Genomic DNA, 22,312 nt, shown 5'->3' on the forward strand with positions numbered 1-22,312 from the left:
AAAAACGAAATATCGTACATTCATATCGATAATTAATGTTATTATACATAAAATTTATATATCCGGCAAGAAAAAAGCCATACTTAACATGAAAGTGACGCCAAACACGAACATTGAACGATTACAGCCCAGTCACTTTCCGTTAACAATAACCGTAACTTCTTGCGTAATTCTATCCCCACCTTGGCTTCTCCATTTCGCTACAAAATGATCAAATTCACTAAGTGGAGCATCTCCTACAATAATATTGAGGAAGGTCTCACTTTCCAGCTTCTGCAATGCCGGCCATTTGCTCTGCATGAGCAGAGTATTGCCATAAAAGACGCTGCGAACCCCCTCTATAGCTGTTGAGGTCAATACGGCCGCTCCGTATTTATAAGCATTGGCAACCTTCCAGCCCTCCAGATTCTTCTTTGGCTGTTCAGTATCTGCCATCCACTGATCATAGATGACTCGCGTATCCGGGTCCAGCGTATCTGGATCAATCTTATTATGCAACGTCTGCTGGATGTCGGTATAATGTTTCTCGATAGCATCAGAGTAATCAAGCAGAAGGTCGAACGGATAGTAGGCCCGTGGCTGAATGCCTGTCTGTGCGGAGAAATCATCCAGCTTCTTAACCTCCTCCTGGTTAGGGTCCTGCCGTCTTTCCAATCTGGTAAAAACATTAAGCAGCTTCACTACAGCCTCCGGATGCTTATAGCCTTTGCGCACAACCAAATATCGATCGGTTACCGGTGCCATATGAGCCACAAAATTGCCCGAGGCATCGAGCGGAGCCGCATAGGCTCTCCATTCCGCTTTGGTGTCTAGGGCCACCGCTTCCGACAATGGATAATAGGGCATCCACCACGGACCGAAGAACATGCCTGTCTTCCCCGCTATTATAGGCTCCTGCGTTTCTTTATAGAGCGCAAATTCAGGATCAATCAGCCCCCGCTTGTACCAGTCTGCCAGCTTGGCAAGGGCCTGTTTCGTCTCCGGTGTGATTGAGCCATATACTACTTTGCCTGAGCTGTCTTTGATCCAGTTCGTCGGGAAAGCATGATAAGCGTTAAAGATCGTATCCAGACCATTCACATGCGGCTTCGTTCCGTAGACAATATTTCTGTAGCCACTCAGGCCTATCGTATCCCGCTTTCCGTTACCGTCAGGGTCTTTGTTAACGAAGGCTTGGGCAATTGTTTCAATATCGTCGAACGTCTTAGGTGCTTGCAGCTCCAGCTTCTCCAGCCAATCCTGGCGAATCCAGAGCAAAGATGGAGAATCGGCGTTAATAGCTACATTGGGCAGACCGTACAATTTCCCATTCCGGGTAGCATCGTTCAGTGCTTCACCTTTCGTTGAATCATACATGTCCTTAATTAATTCGGAACCATAATTCTTATAGGTCTCTGTTAAATCTTCGATCAGGTCATTATCAATCAGCTTCTTCAATTGATCACGATCCACGACCATCGCATCTGGAAGATCGTTGCTGTCAATCGCCAGCTGCGCTTTTTGCGTGAACGCCTCTTCGCCCTTTGCTTCCCAGGAATGAACCACTTTGATATTCGTGATGCTCTCCAAATAACGGGTGATCGGATTATTATCATTGCTGTCGCCCGTGTTAAGTCGGGAATCGGGAACCTTGAACCCAATGCGCATCACTACCGGATCGGCATATTTCCCATACGCAGCAGTCTCGGCATTGCTCCCTCCCTGTGAGAGATTACCCAAATGGCTAGGTTCTTTGTTGTCGCGGCAAGCCGTGAGAGAGAGCAGCAAGAGGACAAGCAGAATATATCCTCTCCAATTCATAACTGTACCCTCCCCTCCGCACGATATTCGCTCGGCAGCTTGCCGATGCGTTCCCGGAACAGCCTGCTGAAATAACGATCATCCTCAAATCCGGATCTGGAGGCAATCTCACAGACGGGAACTGTTGTCTCCAGCAGCAGTGCTTTAGCCAGCTCCAGCCTCATTCCCCGCAGTGTTTCACCAAAGGATTCCCCCGCAAATCTGGCAAAACATTGGCTGAAATAACCACGGCTCATATGAATAGCGGCTGCCACCTCGCCCTGATTGATTTTGTCACCAGCATGGCTTCTCATGTAGCGAACAGCACGGATCAGGCAGGACATTACCTCCTTGCTCAGACTAAGCTCCAGCATCCGTCGCCCCACATTATCCGAGAAACGCCGCAACCAATTCTTCCAATGGCACCAGTTCAAGTTACGCCGGATGGTCTGCTCCAACTGCTCCGCTTCCTCAGGTTTCAGCAATAATGCACCCCAACTGCTCAACAGAGAATGTCCAAATGCCGGAAAATGATCATATCGGGGCTTAAGTCGAACTACGTCAGCGACAAACTGATCCCATTCCACCCCATCTGTGGTCCATTTCAAATTATGTGCTAGTTCGAACAACTCCTCCTCTGTGTGGAGCCGTTGAATAGCTGGTGTCACCATTCCCTCACCCTTCAATTCCTCATAAGTTAATGCAGTCAGTTCCTCGCTACCCGAGCAAACGCTGTAAAAGAGGGTATGCTGCAGCTTCGCATTGAACAGCTCCTCAATCTCCTGAAGCGGCTGTCCTCGCAGCCCGCTGACCAGCGCAGTCTGCCAGCGTGTACCCAACTGAGCCTTAAGCTCTCGCCTGCACTCCTCCTCTGAAATCCGCTGGAGCAGTGGCGATACCCACATCTCCTGAAAAGCAAGCAGCGGATTATTCTTCACCGTTGACAGCTGAAACAACTCCTCTTCACTCGCCTGCCGTTCCAAAGGAAGGTACAGCAGCGCTTTGTCGGCAGCCATTACCTTGCCCTCTCCACGGAGCAGCACCTCACGGGTACTGTCCTCCCACTTCATCCGTTCTACGATACGGCCAATCGTCTCATCGACATTTTCCATCTCCAGCAGTGTCTTGACGATATAATCAACAGCTCCGAGACGCATGGCTTCCTGAACATAATCGAATTCATGGTGGCAGGTCAGTACTACACAGCGGATGCCAGGGAATCGTAACCTCACCTGTCGGATAAGATCAAACCCCGACATGCCCGGCATCGTAATATCCACAAAGAGCAGATCCACCTCCTGCTGCTGGAGCAGTGTAAGTGCGGTTTTGCCATCGCCAGCCTCACCCACGATCACCACTCCGAAGGATGACCAGTCGATCAGCGATATGAAGCCTTTGCGCACAAGTCGCTCATCATCAACCACTGCAGCTTTAATCATCGAAGTCCTCCTTATTTTTTCTAGGAATAATGATAGTTACCGTTGTGCCTTCTCCTGGCTTGCTGTCCATTAGCAGCGTCATTTGTTCCCCGTAGTAGGTTCGCAGCATTCGCGTTACATAGGAGAAACCAATCCCCAGACCCCGTTCCTTGGCTCCGTTGTCTGAGAGCAGCTGTTCTATCATCTCTGGATCAGTCCCTGCACCGTTATCAATTACGCAAAGCTGTACCTCGGCTGTTCCATGTGCTGTGATCATGACATCCACCTTCCCGTTATCGCTTAAGCCATGATAAATGGAATTCTCGACGAGTGGCTGCAGCAGAAACCGCGGCACAGCCGCTAAGAGCACAGCCTCATCGACCTGCACATTGAACTCAAACTCATAATCATAACGAATGCGCTGCAGCTCCATATAATTACGGATCGCTTCAATTTCCTCACCAATCGTGACAATAATGCTCTGCTTGCCCAGATTATAATGCAGCACCTTTACGAGCAGCGTCACCAGCTTATCAATCTCCTTCTGACCGTTCAGCCGGGCCAGCCACTGTACTGTATTAAGGGTATTGTGCAGAAAATGTGGGTTTATCTGGCTGAGCAGCTTCTCAATTTCGAACTGGCTCTTCTGCTTCTCATTGCGGGCAACCGCCAGAATGAGCTCGTTGACCTGATCCTTCATTTGCTGAAAGTTGCTAAGCACGAAGTCGAACTCTTCAACATTTGTGAATGAAACTGGTGCGGTAACATTCTCCGCCATGCGGATAATTTCTAGATTAACCTTTCTTAAAGGGCCATAAATACGCTTCCAAATCAGCCAGGCCAGAAACCCGGCGAAGCCAAGTGTCGATAGCGCCAACAGAATCATTTTATAGAACCAGGAGTAAATCTCACTATTGAAGACTGACTTCTTAACCACAGAGACTAGCTTCCAGCCTTGGGGGCTTTCGTAGCGGAACAGATGGTATCCACCCAGCTCTTCATGTGTACGAGTCGAACTTCCACCCGCAGCTTTTACAATTTGGGCAGGCAGCTTCCCATCCAGCACATTCGTAATATTGCCCTGCTGATTCACCAACAGATGGTTAACCTTCATGCCGTAGGCTTCCTGATTAAAAATTTTGCGCAGCAAACTATAATTCGTTTCCAGATAAATATACAACTGCTGCTGTCCAGTCACCCGTACGATGCGCTGTTCGGAGAAGACAAGATTGTCACCAACCGCATACATCGTGTTGTGTGGCCCATAGTAATCAGCACCGTTATAACGCATAAAAGTGGGCAGGCTGCTGACATCAAAATTCCGCCTTGTACTCATATTAGTAAACAGCACCGGATCATCACTGCCCGGCATAATATAAGCAGTCAAGCCAATATAAGGATTAGTGAAATTGACGAGGTTAATCTTCTGGTTGATCGAGTTCATAATTTGCGATTTGCGATAAATCTGTTTTTCCTGTAGAAAAGAGGACATCTCTTCCACTATTTGACCGTCCAGTGCAAATTGCTTGGAGGCGAAATCCAGGTTGTCGACCGCATTCTCCAAACTTACGGCTTCCTGCCTTAGGCTTGCGCTGATCCCGTTACCAATTTTGCCCGATAGAATTGAGTAAATAGAAGAATAGGTTACAACTCCGACCAGCAACAGCGGAAGCAAAGTCCCAATGACCACATAGATAACCAACGTTTTGCGCAAAGATTTAACCGCTGGCGTATGACTCTTTAGGGTTGCTCGCAGCATCGGCAATGTCCTCTTCTCTCTTTCGTGAAAGCGGTTTATTAGTATCAGAATACCAGATTTATCCTTCTAGGAATATAACTTAGTAACGTTAGTAATGAACGCAAACAAGACGACTCATATTGATATAGAGTCGTCATCTTGTTTCTTGATTTATAGCTATTTTCTTGTAGTAGAAACACATATCAAACAAAAAAATTCGGCAAGTAATCTCTATTCGCTTCCAGCATCTCATCCAGGAGGTGTATGGCTACTTCGACTGAAGGAATGAGCGGATGATGCGCGAGCGCCTGAATAGCAAGATTGCGGTCTCCGGTTACTGCAGCGTCAATGGCCAACTGCTCATAGGTTTTGACGGCATGAATTAGTCCCTTGACCATTGACGGGATCTTGGTCAACGGCAGAGGCAGCGGCCCGGTTTTGGTGACGACACAGTTGACCTCGATACTTGCGTCGTCAGGCAGGAAGTCAAGGGTACCACGGTTAGCGACATTCAAAGTCTGAATATCATTCGTTCCGTTGTAGAGGGATCTCATCAGATTTACAGCTGCCTCTGAGTAGAAGGCGCCGCCACGCTGTTCTAACTGCTTCGGTTTCTCCTTCAACTCTAGGTCACTATAAAGTTCGAACAGTTCTTTTTCTACCCTTTTGACCACCTCTGCACGGTTTCCGCCCTCTTTAAAGGACTCTATCTGCTCTGCGAGCATGGCATCTGTCATGTAGAAATACTTCAGATAGTAGGTCGGCAGGGCGTGCAGAGATTGCAGGAATTCTGGATTCCACTCCCGTGCAGGAACGTTCTTAGCGCTGTAGCTTGCCGTATCTGCCAGCATTTCATCCAGCTTGTCTTCGCCTTCAACATCGATGCGGGTAATCCAGTGCAGATGATTAAGGCCGACAAATTCGGCATATATGCGGTCAGGGGCAACGTTATATTTGCCCGACACCTGCTTGATGAAACCGATAGGCGCATTGCACAGGCCGATACTCTTCACGGTGGAATACTTTAGGACAGCCTCGGTGACCATACCCGCCGGATTGGTGAAATTAAGCAACCAGGCATCAGGAGCCAGTTCCTCCATATCACGGCAGATGCCTAAGATAACAGGAATGGTTCGCAGCGCCTTCATCATCCCACCCGGACCCGTTGTTTCTTGGCCAATGACACCGTATTTCAGTGGGATGGACTCGTCACGGGAACGAGCCTCCAGCATGCCAACACGAATCTGGGTGCTGACGAAATCCGCACCTGCGATCGCTTGACGACGGTCTGTTGTCAGATAAATTTGAATGGGAAGGCCCGCTTGCTCAACCATTCGTTTGGCGAGATTACCCACAATATCCAGCTTGCGCTGTCCAAGTTCGATATCCACAAGCCACAACTCGCGTACCGGAAGCTCCTTATAATGAAGAATGAATCCCTCGACTAATTCCGGTGTATAAGAAGAACCCCCGCCAATGACAGCGATTTTAAGTCCTTGCTTCACTTCCAAGCTCCATCACCTCTGACTTATTCGTTATCCTGATAGCTTCAAAATCCTGATAAACCCGCATCTTTTCATATACTGCATCACTGATACCTATCCCGCTATACTCCATGGCAGACCAGACTGCGCCTACTACGGGCTCTGTAGTTAGAGTAACAACCGTTGCCCGAGGAGCGACAGCAAGTACAGCCTGCTCAATGGGTTTACGAATCCAACCACGGTCCCCACGGGTTAGCAGGCTTCCTACCAGAACAACGTCGAAGATGTCTTGTTCCATTTCAAGTTTGTGAATTACTGCCACCGCCGACTTGCCAAGCTCCACTCCCTGGCGATGAAGAATCTCCATGGCTACGACATCACCTTCATCCGCTGCATCGAACAATAATCTGGCAGCATCTACAGGTACTTGCTTAGCATGGTCGAGGAAGTCATTCTGCATCTCGCCAACCTGTTCATAACCGAGCCTATTCAGCAGCAGCTCGGTAAGCAGAGTGGGCTGCTCCCGTCCGTCCCAGGCCCGAATGACCGATCGGAATACCTCGATGCTAAGCGTAGCTCCCCCGCCAAAATCACCGTGCATATAGCTAAAGCCACCGCATTGATAGTACTGGCCTTGCCGATTCCTGCCTGCTGCATTTGTACCTGTGCCGCAGATGAGGGCTATTCCAAAGTGACGGGGTGTGCCTGCACGCAAACCGATGATCGTATCACAGTTGAGGGTATATTTTGTGAAACCAATTTGCTGTATCATCCGATGGAGAAGTTTATAGTCTGCTTCGCGGTCAGCACCGGCAAGTCCCAAGTAGGCATGCTCGATATCAGCCAATTGGAGTCCCGTATCAGCCAGGGCTTCAATCGTAGCCTCCCGAATACTGAATGCTGCTTCAGTCATGCCCGCCTGATGGTTGCCGTTACCGCTCCTGCCTTTGCCAAGCACATTGCCCCATTCGTCGCACAGCAAAGCGTAGGTTTTGGTCGCTCCCCCATCAATTCCCAAGTAGTAAGTCAATGGTCGTCACTCCTGCCTGAACCGGCTGAATTTCATCACATGCCGTACTCCCATACTTGTATCGCCGCCCCGACCATATTGCTGCTTCCCCCAAGCTCGGCTGGCACAATTCGTACAGCCTCCAGCATCGACGGCATAGCTAGAGTAGATATCCTACTCCGCAGTGGAGCGAACAAAGGCTCTCCAAGCTCGGCGATACCTCCTCCAATAACAACGACTTCGGGATTAAAGATGTGGATCAAGCTCGCAATGGCGGCTCCGAGTCCAGCAATGGTCATCTCAATCACCTGCCTCGCCGCCATTTCTCCGGACAACCAACGTTCTACAACATCGTTTGCACTGGTAGCTTGTTTCTTGATGTTTAGAACGGTTAGCTCCTGGTAGCGGTTAAATATTCCGGTGCCGGAAGCATAAATCTCCAGGCAGCCGTAGCTGCCACAAATGCAGGCAGGCCCGTTCATATTTACTGACATATGGCCGATTTCACCAGCTCCGCCATTTACACCATGCAGAAGACGGCCATCTGCGATAACTGCCCCGCCAACTCCGGTTCCAAGGGCCAGACATACCATATTCCGACAATCCATACCTGCGCCAAAGCGGCTTTCAGCTAGTGCAAGCACATTAACATCATTGTCGATATAAACAGGCAGGTTGAAACGTTGGGTGACAAGATCCTTTACAGGAGTAGCAGTGTAGCCTGGGATAAGTTCACTGGCAAAATGCACGGTCCCGCGGAGAAAATCAATTTGCCCCGCACTACCAATGCCAATGCCGTTCAGGCGATGCGATGCCAATGAATTTTCCCAGACCAAAAGTATTTGTTCAATACCCGCGTATACTTGTTCCATCACCCGCTGCTCAGCCGCTTTCGTAGGAAGTACCAGAGTATGAAAGATCAGGCCATCACTACGCACAAGTCCGAACCTGATTTTTGTTCCACCAATGTCAACTCCGATCGCTACGGAATCGTCTGGATAAGATATCATCAGACCTTCCCCTCTCTACGTTGTCAGCCTTTACAATGCAGCAAGGTAAGCTTCCAGATTATGAATAGAACGGGTGGAGCCTTCCTTCTGCTCCTCGTCGCCTTCATATTCCAGGGTCAACCAACCCGTATAATTGTTATTTTTCAACTCCCTCAAAATATAAGGTAAGTCAACAGAACCTTCCCCCGGAATATGACCTGTAAACTTTTTACCTTCGAGAGAGGTGTAAATCGTACCGCTATATCCATCTTCCACAATGGCAAAATCCTTGATGTGAACATGAGCAACGTAATCCTTTAGTTTCGTGATAGCCTCACTTGGATTCTCATCCACAAGCAAAAAATTACCGGTATCGAACGTACTGCAGAGATGATCGGAATGGACCTCGCGAATCACTTCCAGTACCTGATCTGCTTTCCCGGCGAACAACCCGTGATTTTCTAGACAGAGCTTAATCCCTTTGTTCTCCGCGTAGGAGGCCGCTTCTTTGAGTCCCGCGATTATCCAAGTCTTCGCATCTTCGTAGGTTACATCCTGCTCCTTGTCACCGGAGAATACCCTTACTACTTGAGCTCCGAACAATACCGCACGATCTACGGAACTCGTAATATTGAGAAGTTGTGCCCGACGGGCTTCCGGATCGGCAAGAGCCAAGTTATTGCTTGCACCGAAGCAGGCCATCTGTAACCCCGTCCGCTGCAAAGCAGCATGAATGCGTTCTTCCTCCCGTCCATCCTCCTTCCAGAACACGCTTAGCAGCTCCACGCCCTTCGCGCCGGTAGTGGCTGTAAATTCTATGAACTGCTCATTGTCCATTTCCCCTGAGTACATATATTTATGCATACTCCAGACACTCAAACTTGATTTCATCATGTTTCCCCCTCTTAATTGCTAATTACATGATCAGCCAGCCATTGCTCGACGGCGGAAGTATAGGATTCAGTGATCAGCTGTGGTCTTGTAATAGCACTGCCGACCACAACATTCTGCGCTCCCGCCTGCAGCGCCGCCAGCGCTTCCTCCGGCCGCCATACTTTCCCTTCCATAAATACAGGTACACGAAGAAAAGCACTTAGCTTCTTCACCAGTTCGATGTCCGGTCCATCTCCTTGAATACTGTAAGACGTGTAGCCTGAAAGTGTGGTTGAAACGTAATCAAAACCCATTTGTTCGGCCTGAACGCCTTCCTCATAAGTAGACACATCAGCCATGGCTAGTTTCCCAGCTTGATGGACATATTCCAGTAGTTCCCGAACAATCTCCAATCTGTTCTCCCGGTCCGTCACATCCATCGCCACGATATCTGCTCCCGCTTTCACTACAGCCTGCACTTCTTCCAGCGTCGGGGTAATAAACACATCAGATCCCGGAATATTTCGTTTAATCAGACCGATCAGCGGTAGCGGAACTTCCCGTTTGATCGCCGCGATATCCTCTGAGCCATTGGTACGTATGCCAACTGCCCCTCCTAACTGTGCAGCCTTGGCCATCTTCACCATGGCATCTCCCCCGTGCAACGGTTCGCCAATGAGGGCCTGGCAGGAGACAATAATCCCTCTCTTAATAAATGTAGTCATGGGCCTCCCACCTCTATCTATATCGATTAATAAAAGACACCGCCTGGCGAATATCTTCTTCAGGCTGTCCGCCAACTTCCCGTTCGATGGTTAAGTAGCCTTTGTACCCGATCTCAACCAGAGCACCGAAATAAGCGTCAAAGTCCACATTCCCCTCACCCAGTGGGGTTTCCCGAAATACTTCTCCAGCTGTCACCATTTTGGATATTTTACCGTGGTCCATCGGCTCAAACCCAAGCGCGCCGTATACCTCGCGTGGGTCAACGTCCTGGTAACGAATCCCGTCTTTGACATGGGTATGAACAATATAATTCTTCAAGGTATGAACTCCCTGAACAGGATCATCGCCCGTTACCATCACCATATTCGCTGGATCGAAATTGACTGAAACTCCGTCATCTGATAAGGAATCCAAAAAAGCCTTAAGATGCTGAGCCGTTTCCGGTCCAGTCTCAATTGCAAAATACGCCCCTGCCTGCTTGGCATACCGGTTCAACTCGTCACATGCCTCTTGCATGACACGATAAATCTCCGTATCTTGCTCCGGTACGATCCCAATATGTGTCGTCACAATATTGCAGCCAAGATCAAGGGCCAGATCCAATATGGCCTTCGATTTAGCGATTTTGAAGGGATTTTCCTGCCAGTCCTGAAAACCATGACCACCAAGATCACCGACAAGCGCAGATATCTCCAGTCCAAGTCCTGCAATCTCCTTTTTCAAGGCCTTTCGGTCGGCCAACAACAACTGCCCGGGGTCCATTTCACCCGATACTGCATACATTTGCACACCTTCTGCTCCGACCTCTCTGGCCTTCTTCAGCCCTTCCCGCAAGCCGACGCCGAAGCTGTCTACAATTACACCGATTTTATTGGTCAGTTTTTCCATCTATTTATCCCTCCTATTTCCATAATAAAATAATACTACACTTTCTCCCCCCATTAACCTTTGATCCCCGTTAAAGAAATTCCTTCAATCAATTGTTTCTGGGCAAAGAAAAAGAGGATGATGATCGGAACCGTAAACATAGCGCTTGCTGCCATTAATTGTTCCCACTGGATATAGTGAGTCTGCATGAAAGCATATAGACCCAGCGATAACGTATATGTCTTCTGGTCATTAAGGTAAAGCAACGGACCAAGAAAATCTGACCAGGTACTTAGAAACACAAGTACACCTACAGTAGAAACTACTGGTTTACACAACGGCAGAATGATCTGTACATAAATGCGGGCCTCTGTAGCTCCATCGATTCTCGCTGCCTGAACAAGAGAATGAGGTAAGGTTAGAAAAAACTGACGAAGCAGGAAAATATAATAACCTGCTCCAGCGCCAAGAAAGGCGGGCAGCACGAGTGGGACATAGGTTCCAACGAGATTCATTTTGCTAAAAAGAACGTATAGCGGAACCATTGTCACCTGGTAAGGCAGCAGCATTGTCGCGATTATAATCGCAAATAAAATATTTTTCCCTCTCCAGTCAATGTGGGAGCAAGCATATGCCGCAAGCGGTCCCGAAATCAGAACCCCGATTACTGCCATAATAGAGATGAACATCGTATTGCCGGTCAGACGGAAAAAATTGATCGTATTAAACACATCAGCATAATTATGCCATTGTGGATTGTGCGGGATAAAGATCGGCGGGTCGGCGAACAACTCCACCTGGCTCTTCAAAGAAGTCGATAACAGCCACAAGAGCGGAAGTGCAAAGATGGCACTGCACAGCACCAGAAGCGTATACGGAATGACTTTTTGTTTCAGTGTGGACATTGTTTATTCGCCTCCGTACGTGACCCATTTTTTGGATGTCTTAAATACCAACCAGGTTACTATCCCCGTGATTAGAAACAGCACCCACGCCATCGCACTCGCATGGCCCATACTGAAATCAACAAACGCTTCGCGATATAACAAAATAGCATAGAAGAGCAGCGAATTCTCTGGACCGGACATGGATTGGTCTGGACCCGACGCAGTCAGAGAAGAAAGCATAAACGCTTGGGCGAAAAACTGAAAATAGGTGATCAAACTCATGATCAACTGAAACAAAATTATCGGTGATATGCTAGGTAGCGTCACATGATAGAATTTGCCTAGTTCACCAGAACCATCAATATCTGCCGCCTCGTAAAGACTTCTTGGCACTTCCTGGAGTGCTGCGAGAAATATAATCATAATGCCGCCAGATCCCCAGCCTAACATCAGAATCAACGATGGTTTAGTCCAGGCCGCGTCGAGCAGCCAGTTCGGACCGTTAACACCAAATATCTTCAATATGGAATTGATCATCCCGCTCTGTGGATTGAGCACCCACATCCAGACGAGAGAGGAAGCAATGACCGGCACAATGGATGGGATGTAAAACAAGGTGCGGAAGATGGACTGCCCCCTGACCTTGGTGTTCAACAACATGGCCATAAATAATCCGACTGCGAGACTGACTGGTGTCGCAATGATGACCATGTACATGGTGTTCCTGATACTGATCAGGACTTCCTTTTCCTCGATGATCCATTTATAATTTTCTAGCCCTATCCACTTTAGTGGCTTGAACAAATTGAAATTCGTAAAACTGTAGAATAGCGAAGCTCCGGTTGGATACAACGTGAATAGTAAAAAGCCGATGAGGAAAGGTCCTGCAAACAGAAGACCGGTCATATTGTTCTTTTTTCTCATTTTCAACCCCCTATTCTCTTCAGTCACGCCACTTGAGTATGTAGGGAATGAAGGGAACGGAATAGACAAGCTATCCCGCTCCCACAACATACCTTTGGGATTCCTACCAGTTACTTCAGCAGTTCTTCTGTCCGGCTTTGCAATTTCTGAATCGTTTCTTCAGGCGTCTGTTTCAAGTTAAACAAGGCTTCGAATTCTTCTTTGACTGCCTTGCTGATATCATTCAGAGGTGTGATATTAGGCAGCGACTTTAAGTTCTTCCCCTTGGACATTGCAATAAAAGCAGCTGCATCAGGGACATTGTCGAACAGCGCATTCTCCATCGATGACTGACGGGCCGGGATGTTGCCCATGCCTGCCATAAATGTCGCCAGTTCCTCGGAGGAATACATGAACTTCATAAATTCCCAAGCTCCTTCTTTGTTCTTCGCGTTGTTAGCGATATAGAAGATAGAACTTTGGTTTTCGCCACTTTCCGCCATTTCCGGATGCCCATCCAGGTAAGGAATAGGAACAAGGCCATAATCAAGATCGATATTATTGGTTTTTATAAAGGTAGAGAGCCATGAACCATCAACCCGAAACGCTTGTTTACCGGTCATGAATGGATCGTTTGGATCTAGCCATTTGCCAGAAGCCTGAACCTTCTTAATGTTATCCACACCAAACTGTTTGGTGTAATTGTAAACGGAGGTTAGTGCAGCCAAGTTGGCGTCACTATCAAACATTGCCGTCTTACCGTCGGCGGAGAGAAACTGCCCTCCGAAACCGTGTGTCAACACTTCGAAGTCAAAGTTCGGGTAAACCGGGTAACCCAACACTTCGATTGTGCCATCGGTTTTCGTTTTTGTCAGCTTTGCTGCCATGTCATACAATTCTTGGCTTGTCGTTGGGGGCTCGGTGTATCCAGCTTCGGATAATAGCTTCTTGTTGTAGTACAAACCCCGTACTGTAGTGTTAAGGGGCAACGCATAGAATTTGTCTTGGTACTTCCCCTGCTCCAACGTGGCGGGAATAAAGTCGCTTAGATCATAGGCATCGCGATCAATCATGCTGTCCAGATCTAGTGCTATGCCTTCTTCTGCATACTGAGCAATGTTAGAGGCAAAGGAATCCGTAATATCCGGACCATCACCACCAGCGATGGCTACCTTGATCTTCTGCTCATCGGGCACGGACAGCCCTTCTGCGGTATATAGATCTTGGCTTTCATTAAACCGCTTAATGAGCGATTCGACTTGTTCACCCTCGGCTCCTCCCCACAGATACCATACCGAAACTTTTGTTTTCTCAGCTTTGACGTTGGCTGTATTCCCAGATGAACCCTCTGCATTTGCATCCGCATTGTTACCTGAAGAGGCATTGTTGCCTCCACCGCAACCAGACAGTACAAGAGTGATCATAAGCACCGCTGCAGTAGGCAGCATCCAAGATTTGTTGAGATAGCGATTCGACATTGTCACTCACCCTTCCTACTCCCAATGTAAAGCATGTCATATTCCCTGACCTCGGAGCCCCCGAAACCTCAAAACATGTTATACTTCCTGACTTGATTATAGAGGGGAGGGATGAAACTGTAAAGAGTAATTATTCTTTTTTTATAAAATAAATAAATTTTTCCTCCAAAAATGATTATATAGGATCTACATTCCCAAATAAGGATGACAATCCTCCATTTCGCTTCACCAAACATAAGAATGGGACGCCCCTCGTCTCTCTTTTGGCGTCCCATTCTTATTCAATACTATTAATATTTGAAAATATCATTGCTCTCTGAAGAAATGCGGATAGCTTCCAGTAGTGACGTTACCGTCGCCCCTTGCTCCACATCAGATAAAGGTTTCTTTCGCTGCTGCACGCAATCGATAAAATGTCCAATTTCCTTCTTGTAGAAGTCAGCTTCAGGAACTCCCAGCGAGTGTTCTACGGGTATACCACCGGTATCCCGGAATAAGGTGAGCGGCTCAAGCGTGGCTCCACCTTTCGTTCCGAACAGTTCTACCTTGACGGCATCGTCCTGACTGCCGTTGATAGCCCAACTTGCTTCAACGGTCAATACTGCCCCGTTTTTAAACGTGATGAAGGCTACGCCGAGGTCTTCAACATTATATAAGCCTTCTTCCTTGTTCTCTTTCGAGTGGGCGACATAAGGAAAAGAAGCATCATCACCATAAGGAGCTATTTCCCGGAACAACTTGCCTACTACCTTGTCAGGTTCCGGCTTGCCCATCATCCACCAAGCAAGATCTAACACATGTACACCGATATCCTTCATGGGTCCCCCGCCAGAATACTGATTATCCGTAAACCAGCCGACAGGTACACCACGACGGCGCAGAATCTTGGTCTTTGCAAAATAAATATGCCCCAACTCACCACTTTCTACAGTTCGCTGGATGACCTGGGAGTCGTTGCGGTAGCGGTGGCTCATGCCGATCATGACAAGATTATCCGAGGCGGACTCCGCCGCCTTCAGCGATTCAGCTTCTTCCATATTCATCGCCATCGGTTTCTCCAGCAATACATCAAGACCATGCTTAAGTGCCAACAGGGCCAACTCCACATGAGAGTTGTTGAATGTACAAATGCTGACCGCATCCAGGTCTTCAGCCTCGAACATCTCCTTCGCCGATCCGTAAGCGACAATGCCACCATATTCTGCTGCTACACTGATAGCTCTTTCCTTATCGATATCCGCTACGGCGACTAGCTCCACCTCTGGATGATCACGATAATTGTCTAAATGAAACATATGGGCTATCGATCCAATGCCCACAACACCCACTTTTACTTTTTTCATCTTGCGTTCCTCCCTGGTTTAATATAATTTGTCAGCCACAGCGTCAGCTGTCTTCTTGATCGCGGCGTAGGCGGAGTCTTTCATATGAAGCGTAAGCAGCGTAGACAAAATATCAATCAAGTGGATCTGGGCAATCTTCGTCGACAGTGCCCCTCCCTGAAAAGGCATCTCCTTAGAGGGCACAAGCAGGACAATGTCTGCGTATGTGGTAATCGGGGATCTGGCATGACTGGTTAGGCAAATAATCAATGCACCATTTTCCTTGGCCATTCTCGTCGCAGCGACGACATCCTTTGTGCTGCCAGATGTCGAAATCCCGAACACGACATCTCCTGCCTTTACCAGTGCCGCCGACATGGCGAGAATATGAATATCACGCTGCACGTCGACATTCAATCCAATCCGCATAAACCGATAGTGCGTATCCAGCGCAGTGATGCCTGATGAGCCAACCCCGTACACGAACACACGATTCGCCGCGGCCAATGCCTCCACTGCCTGCGAGACCGTACCCATATCAATTAAATCCAGTGTTTTATCAAGCAGCTTGGTATGATTCAAGGTCAGTTTACGGGCAATGAGCTCCCAGTCATCTTCCTCTTCGATTTCTTCGTCGATATAGGTAGAGACGTTGACTAGGTCTTGGGCAACCGATAGCTTGAACTCGTGATATCCACGAAATCCGATTTTACGGCAAAAACGGATGACCGATGTTTCTCCGACTTTAGCCTTCTCGGCAAGATCAGTTACCGTAGCAAGTACGGCATATTCAGGATCACTCTGAACTGCGTCAGCTACCTTCTTCTCAGCCTTGCTCAGGGAGTTGTAAATGCTCGAAATCATCAGCAGCGTGCTTGAGGAATTTATCGGTTTTCCAAATTTACTCATGAAATTCCTCATTTCAAATAATTTTCTCACGATCATCATATCATCAAATATAGCAGCTTTAAAGAGCTATATTTTATTTTTTTTATAATAAAAGAATATATCCTCCATTTTTATTTATTTATGATACAATACGTCCTAAAGATCATTGACGGAGGGATTCCCTATGGGTAAAATCGTATATTTGCCACTCGACGAACGTCCTTGTAATGAGAAATATCCACGCCTATTAGCTGAGATTGGAGGGTTGACGCTTATTTCCCCTTCTGCTGCTCTTCTAGGTGACAAGAAGAAACCAGCTGATGTTCATGTTATAGCGGACTGGCTACTTACAGAAACAAGGGATGCGAATGCGTTAATTGTTTCCGTTGATATGCTCGTATATGGAGGAATTGTCCCTTCGCGCCTGCACTACCTTGCTGAAAAAGAATGCGCAGAGCGGATCAATCTACTAAGACAGTGCAAGGCGGATCATCCCCAACTACGCATCTATGCTTTCAACCTTATTATGCGTACCCCTGCTTACAATAGCAGCGAAGAAGAGCCAGATTACTATTTGATACATGGTGCCGACCTTCACCGATACGGCTGGCTCTTGGATAAGAACACGAGTGAAGGGCTTGATTCCAGCGAGCAGACTCAATGGGACGAATTGCAGGAGAACATTCCCTCCAATATTTTGCTGGACTTTATACAGCGACGCGAAAGAAATGCGAGCGTAAATGAAATGGCTGTCGAGCTTGCCAGAGAAGGAATTATCGATCAGCTGATCATTCCGCTAGACGACAATGCCCGCTATGGGTTCACTTCCATAGAGCAGCGCAAGCTGCTATTCGCTGTGGAAGCGGAACGGCTGATGGACCGCGTGCTCATCTACCCCGGAGCAGACGAAATTGGCTGTACTCTGCTCGCCCGCGTGTTCTGCGAGGAGAAAAACTACGTTCCGGAAGTCTTTGTCCGTTATTCCTCCACCCAAGGTCCGTTCATCATTCCCCGTTATGAAGATCGTAGCCTGAACGAGAGCATCAAGTCTCATCTCACTGCAGCCGGCGCATTTATGAGCGATTCCTCTGCCGAAGCGGATGTTGTGCTCATGGTTAATTCTCCGCCCGTAAATCAGAGCGACGCGGCCGAAGCCAATCAAACTTATGCCGAAAGGCACCGTTCCTACTTCTCAGAAGTACATCTCCCGGAATTCTCTCAGGCTATTCATACCTATGCCCGTAAAGGAAAGTTTGTCGCGCTAGCCGATGTTGCGACCTCCAACGGCGCTGACGAATCGTTGATGCAGCTGCTCTTCGGAAACGGTGGTCTCTCCTGCCTATCTGCATATGCCGGCTGGAATACTTCGGGCAATACACTCGGGACGGTCATCGCCCACGCGGTCATCGCCTCTTACTACGCCAGTCGCCCCTTGGAATACTCAACAGTTCAGATACGAAAAAGCGAAAAGTTTCTGCTCTATCGTCTTCTGGAAGACTGGGGCTATCAATCCAATGTTCGCACAGGGATTAACCTTGAGCTTCAGGAGACTGGCCACATCATAAAGGAAAGGTCTTCCAGCCAAATCAGTGAGATTACCTTCCAAATTTCTGAACGACTGAAGGCTTTTTTTGATACCTATCTGGCTAGTACTGCCACTGTCCCCACCCACGTAAACAGCGTGAGGCTCCCCTGGAAACGGACATTTGAAGTGAATTTTGATCTCACAGATCTGTAATCGAAATTATCGCTAGAGTATCTCAAAAAAGAGCCTTCCTCCGTTCAACGGCACGGGAAGACTCTTTTTTCTTTACCTCATTAATAATCTCTAGCTTATTGGACGCTTTTGCGGGCTTCGAACAGCTCTTCAGCCTTTTTGACAGAGAAATCCATGACGTCAGAGTAGCCGAGACCATTAACCTTGTCATGCAGCTGTTTATTCAGCTTGTCATATTCAGCCTGATTTTTGGCGAAGACCATTTTCCAGGAAATTTGCTGAATGATCGTCCCGATTTGTTTGTTCTTTTGTTCCAGTGTTTTGTCCATCGTCAGCGGCTCTTTGCCTGTGAAGCCTTGTGGAGCTACCGCCAAGAGATTGTTCTTCTCAAAATATTCCTTCGCAGTCAGCACGCCCATTTTCGCTCTCCAGTCACTATCAAGCTTCGATGGATTACGTTGCAGTGTCGCCGTCCAGAGGTTGTGATCATAGGGCTCGCTGTTCTCCGGATTCACCATCGCTGGCACTACAAACGAGAAGTTCATTTGATTCGAACCATAATAGTAGTCCCCACCGCCATATTCTGCCGGCACCTGTGTATTCTGTTGATCGGTATAAGCTTTCCAACCAAAGTCGGTGACCACCGGCTTGCCACTGCTATCCAGATCCCAAGTCAGTCCCTGCGGTCCGTTCGGCACCGCTGTTCCACTGCCTGCTGAGATCATTGCACCTTCAGGAGTGTACATCCAGTTAATGAACTCCATAATCCGGGCAGGGTCCTGCGCTTTAGCACCGATCGAGATGATACCATTCCCGCCGTATACATTAAAGCCGGTCGAATACATCAACTCATCCTTGAAGGGTACAAGTGCGAAGCCTTTACCTTCCGCTGTTCTTTCCGGTGTATTGTAATTAGCTGCTCCAAGCCATGGGAACCAAGAGAAGAGCAGACGGCCGTCCTTGTACTTGGCGACAACATCATCGAATTTCTGGGTCAGTGAATCAGGATCAAGCAAGCCCATCTGATTAGCTTCGTAATACAGCTTCAGCGACTTCATATACCAGCTGTCATCGGACAGGAAGTCATAATATTTCTCTTCATCCGCTTTCACATAAAGAGCCGTGTCCGGAATTTCATCATAGCCCATCATATTAGCGAACTGTTTAGCCAGCGTCATTTTATAGTTGCCGTCCCAATCGGACCAGAGTGAGAAGGCATAGGTTTTTTTGCCAAGCACATTCTTCGGTTCCAACTCCTGCATCTTCTTCAGCACGGGCAGATATTCCTCAATGGAATTAATCTCCGGCGCTCCAAGCTGCTGGTACAGATCCCACCGTAGATCAGGACCCCAGGTCATATCCTTTCCTTCGGACGGGCCTGTAGGGTTGGTAGCTACGCTATTCCCAATCCCATACACCGCTGAGCCACCGCCAAAAGCAATTTTGGCTTTCTCCACGGCTTTAGGGAATGTCTTGCTAATATCCTGACCGTACTTATCCAGCAGGCCATCCTGGGTCCAGTCCAGCAGCAGCTTGCCTTTGATCGCGTTCGGATAATGGTTCTTGTCATCCCCGAAGATGATAATATCTCCGAGATCTCCAGACGCCATCATGGCCGAAATCTTCGTATCTCCACCTGTCAGGTTGGAGGCGACAATATCCATTTCGATATTGAATTTATCCTTGATAATCTTGGCGAACCATCCGGTTTGCGGACCTGCATAGTTGGCAGTTGTCGAGAATACCGTCAGCTTCAGTGGCTTGGAATGATCTAGCGCTCCGTCTGCCGGTGCCGTGGTTTCTGCAACTGCATTCGTAGCCGGTGCAGTCGTTTCTGCCGCTGCATTCTTGTTGGAATTGGCCGAGTTCCCATTACCCCCACTGCAGGATGCCAAGACGAAGACTAGGACTAGGATTACGCTCAGCATCAGAAGTGAACTTTTTCTTAATTTCATTGCTTCATAACCTCCTAAAAGTTTTGATAGCATAAGCTTCTTGAACGCACTTCGCAAAACTACTTCGAAAGCATAAACTTAAATTTTGTTAGCATTAGCTACACTGAGTTACTTCGTACAAAACTCGCTTCGAAAGCATAAACTTAAGTTTTGATAGCATTTGCTACACTGAATTACTTCGTACAAAACTCGCTTCGAAAGCATAAACTTAAGTTTTGATAGCATAAGCTACACTGAGTTACTTCGTACAAAACTCGCTTCGAAAGCATAAACTTAAGTTTTGTTAGCATGACTTCATTGAGTTTTGTATATGTTGCTAATCAGCCTTTGACTGCGCCGATCATAATGCCTTTGACGAAGTAACGCTGGAAGAACGGATACACGATCAGAATCGGCAACACAACAATCATCGTGACCGTCATTCGCACAGAGGTAGGTGTCTGCATGTTCTGAATGCTGGCAGCCATGTCTGGGGAATTACGTATTAACGCAGCTAGTGAGCTGGATTCGTTCAGATAACGCCATAACAGAAATTGCAGCGTAAAATATTTCGTATCCGTCATCAAGAATGCTGTATCAATGAACGAGTTCCATTGGTTCACCGCCGAGAAAATCGTAATCGTCGCCAGAATAGGCGTGGTCAACGGTACAATAATGCTCCAGAACACCCGCGTGTAGCCCGCCCCATCCATGGATGCCGATTCCTCCAGGGAAGGAGGGATGGCTTCAACAAAGGTTTTGATGAGAATGATGTTGAACGGTGTAATAATCGTTGGCAGAATATAAGCCAGATAATTGTTGGTCAGATGCAGATTGTGCATCGTAATATACCAGGGAATCAGCCCTGCGCTGAAATACATCGTGACAACAACACTGCGATACCAGATTTTGCGGCCCCACATTTCTTTTTTGGTGAACAGATAGCCGAGAAAAGCGGATGCTCCTACAGTCAGGAGTGTGCCCACTACAGTCCGGTAAATCGAAACCAGGGCCGCATGACTCAGTCCGCTGATTCGCAGAACTTTGAAATAGTTATCAAAGTGGATATTCCGCGGATAATATTTGATATAGCCACCTGCACTTAAATCGTTGGAGCTGATCGTGTTAATGAACAGATAATAGAAGGGATAGATGCAGCTCAGGGTGAACACTCCGAAGAGCAGATAGATTAACCCTTGAAATACTACATCTCCAGGCTTTCGCTTTTTCCTCAATGGGCTCACCCCGCTTAAATGATAGACTCGTCACGAACCACCTTGGACAACGTGTTGGCGGCGAACAGCAGAATGACGCTGACGACCGATTTCAGCATGCTGACTGCTGTGGCGAACGGAAAGTTGTTGGCGAACGCGATATTGTATACATACAGATCCAATACTTCAATCGCATCCTTATTCATCGCATTCTGAAAAGAAAAGTATTGCTCCATCCCGTTGTTGACGAAATTACCGATGGAGAGCAGCAACAATACGAAGAAAGTCGGAATCAGGCCAGGGATCGTAATATGCCATATTTTACGGAATCGGCTCGCTCCATCCACCTCTGCCGCCTCGAACAATTCCTGATCAATGCCGGCAATAGCCGCCAGATAGAGGATCGCCCCCCACCCCAGTGACTTCCACCAATACCAGGCAATCATCGTGACCCAGACATTCGAACTGGAAGCGAGAAAATTATGCCCCTCTCCTATCACTCCCAGCTGTACAAGAATGTTATTAATGACTCCGTTATCTACGGAGAATAACGAGAAGGCCAGTGCATAGACGAGAATCCAGCTAATAAAATTCGGTATTGTGGTAAGCGTCTGCACCAGCTTGCGGTACCAACCTGACTTAATCTCTGAGAGCAGGATGGCAAAGATGACTGGAAAGACAGAGGTAATCAGTCCGAGTGAACTCATCGCAATCGTGTTCTTCAAGACGCGCAGCACTTCTGCAGTTTGTGTTGGATTGGATACCATCGTGCGGAACCATTTCAGCCCGACAAACGGCGTGTCCGACAGCGGGATGCCTGGAATGAAATCATAGAAGGCATAAATCCAGCCACTGATCGGCAGATAATAGAAAATAAAGGTTATTACCAGAAAAGGAAGTGCCATAAAGAACAACTTGTATTTGTTCAACATCTTCCTGCGGGATCGATGAACCGGATCGATCCCGCGAATAAGCTCGCCAGATGATGCCGCCATGTCTGAATCTCCTTTGCATTAATTTTGTTCACGCTTTCATCCTAGCAGAGAGCACTAAAGCAGCGAGATAGACGGCCGAAGGGCTTTTTGT

Annotated in this window: 18 protein-coding genes; 1 reads left to right on the forward strand and 17 read right to left on the reverse strand. The window is 47.8% G+C overall.

Annotated elements, in window-relative coordinates; all coding sequences use genetic code 11:
- Positions 1-132: 132 nt before the first annotated feature.
- The 14 genes from GJB61_RS09610 to GJB61_RS09675 form a co-directional block, all read right to left on the reverse strand.
- Positions 133-1,800 (reverse strand): extracellular solute-binding protein, encoded by a 1,668-nt coding sequence (locus GJB61_RS09610; protein WP_154118302.1) that lies wholly within the window; start codon positions 1,798-1,800, stop codon positions 133-135.
- Positions 1,797-3,218, reverse strand: coding sequence for a response regulator transcription factor (locus GJB61_RS09615; protein WP_154118303.1), 1,422 nt, complete (start codon positions 3,216-3,218; stop codon positions 1,797-1,799). Before GJB61_RS09615 ends, GJB61_RS09610 begins: the two co-directional genes overlap by 4 nt.
- The gene (locus GJB61_RS09620) at positions 3,211-4,956 is read right to left on the reverse strand and encodes a sensor histidine kinase (RefSeq protein ID WP_154118304.1); all 1,746 of its coding nucleotides are present in this window, start codon (positions 4,954-4,956) and stop codon (positions 3,211-3,213) included. The genes GJB61_RS09615 and GJB61_RS09620 overlap by 8 nt, the downstream gene beginning before the upstream one ends.
- 182 nt (positions 4,957-5,138) lie before the next feature.
- Positions 5,139-6,440 carry a 6-phospho-beta-glucosidase gene (locus GJB61_RS09625; protein WP_338115780.1) on the reverse strand — a complete coding sequence of 434 codons (1,302 nt, stop codon included), beginning with the start codon at positions 6,438-6,440 and terminating at the stop codon, positions 5,139-5,141.
- The gene (locus tag GJB61_RS09630) at positions 6,424-7,449 is read right to left on the reverse strand and encodes an N-acetylglucosamine kinase (protein ID WP_154118306.1); all 1,026 of its coding nucleotides are present in this window, start codon (positions 7,447-7,449) and stop codon (positions 6,424-6,426) included. The genes GJB61_RS09625 and GJB61_RS09630 overlap by 17 nt, the downstream gene beginning before the upstream one ends.
- A gap of 35 nt (positions 7,450-7,484) precedes the next feature.
- On the reverse strand, positions 7,485-8,438 hold the full coding sequence (locus tag GJB61_RS09635; protein WP_154118307.1) for an ROK family protein: 954 nt from the start codon (positions 8,436-8,438) through the stop codon (positions 7,485-7,487).
- 30 nt (positions 8,439-8,468) lie between these two features.
- The gene (locus GJB61_RS09640) at positions 8,469-9,311 is read right to left on the reverse strand and encodes a sugar phosphate isomerase/epimerase family protein (protein ID WP_229521586.1); all 843 of its coding nucleotides are present in this window, start codon (positions 9,309-9,311) and stop codon (positions 8,469-8,471) included.
- Positions 9,312-9,322: 11 nt separating this feature from the next.
- Positions 9,323-10,015 (reverse strand): N-acetylmannosamine-6-phosphate 2-epimerase, encoded by a 693-nt coding sequence (locus GJB61_RS09645; RefSeq protein WP_154118308.1) that lies wholly within the window; start codon positions 10,013-10,015, stop codon positions 9,323-9,325.
- Between the two features lie 13 nt (positions 10,016-10,028).
- Positions 10,029-10,904, reverse strand: a complete 876-nt coding sequence (locus GJB61_RS09650; RefSeq protein ID WP_154118309.1) for a sugar phosphate isomerase/epimerase family protein — start codon at positions 10,902-10,904, stop codon at positions 10,029-10,031.
- 53 nt (positions 10,905-10,957) lie between these two features.
- Positions 10,958-11,788 (reverse strand): carbohydrate ABC transporter permease, encoded by an 831-nt coding sequence (locus tag GJB61_RS09655; RefSeq protein WP_154118310.1) that lies wholly within the window; start codon positions 11,786-11,788, stop codon positions 10,958-10,960.
- A gap of 3 nt (positions 11,789-11,791) precedes the next feature.
- Entirely contained in the window at positions 11,792-12,694 is a 903-nt protein-coding gene (locus GJB61_RS09660; protein ID WP_154118311.1) for a carbohydrate ABC transporter permease, read from the reverse strand.
- A gap of 110 nt (positions 12,695-12,804) precedes the next feature.
- On the reverse strand, positions 12,805-14,151 hold the full coding sequence (locus GJB61_RS09665) for an ABC transporter substrate-binding protein (protein ID WP_154118312.1): 1,347 nt from the start codon (positions 14,149-14,151) through the stop codon (positions 12,805-12,807).
- A gap of 290 nt (positions 14,152-14,441) precedes the next feature.
- Positions 14,442-15,494 (reverse strand): Gfo/Idh/MocA family protein, encoded by a 1,053-nt coding sequence (locus GJB61_RS09670; RefSeq protein WP_154118313.1) that lies wholly within the window; start codon positions 15,492-15,494, stop codon positions 14,442-14,444.
- Between the two features lie 18 nt (positions 15,495-15,512).
- Positions 15,513-16,382 (reverse strand): MurR/RpiR family transcriptional regulator, encoded by an 870-nt coding sequence (locus GJB61_RS09675; RefSeq protein WP_154118314.1) that lies wholly within the window; start codon positions 16,380-16,382, stop codon positions 15,513-15,515.
- Positions 16,383-16,545: 163 nt separating this feature from the next.
- On the opposite strand from GJB61_RS09675, the gene GJB61_RS09680 reads away from it, so the two are divergent.
- Positions 16,546-18,099 carry a DUF4127 family protein gene (locus GJB61_RS09680; RefSeq protein WP_154118315.1) on the forward strand — a complete coding sequence of 518 codons (1,554 nt, stop codon included), beginning with the start codon at positions 16,546-16,548 and terminating at the stop codon, positions 18,097-18,099.
- Between the two features lie 95 nt (positions 18,100-18,194).
- On the opposite strand, the gene GJB61_RS09685 is transcribed toward GJB61_RS09680, so the two are convergent.
- The 3 genes from GJB61_RS09685 to GJB61_RS09695 form a co-directional block, all read right to left on the reverse strand.
- Entirely contained in the window at positions 18,195-20,033 is a 1,839-nt protein-coding gene (locus tag GJB61_RS09685) for a type 2 periplasmic-binding domain-containing protein (RefSeq protein ID WP_154118316.1), read from the reverse strand.
- A 320-nt stretch (positions 20,034-20,353) separates the two neighbouring features.
- Positions 20,354-21,247: a carbohydrate ABC transporter permease gene (locus tag GJB61_RS09690; RefSeq protein WP_154118317.1), complete on the reverse strand. Its 894-nt coding sequence runs from the start codon at positions 21,245-21,247 to the stop codon at positions 20,354-20,356.
- A 14-nt stretch (positions 21,248-21,261) separates the two neighbouring features.
- Positions 21,262-22,221 (reverse strand): ABC transporter permease, encoded by a 960-nt coding sequence (locus GJB61_RS09695; protein WP_154118318.1) that lies wholly within the window; start codon positions 22,219-22,221, stop codon positions 21,262-21,264.
- Positions 22,222-22,312 lie beyond the last annotated feature (91 nt).

Source organism: Paenibacillus monticola (assembly GCF_009664975.1).
In the GTDB taxonomy this organism is placed as follows: domain Bacteria; phylum Bacillota; class Bacilli; order Paenibacillales; family Paenibacillaceae; genus Paenibacillus_AQ; species Paenibacillus_AQ monticola.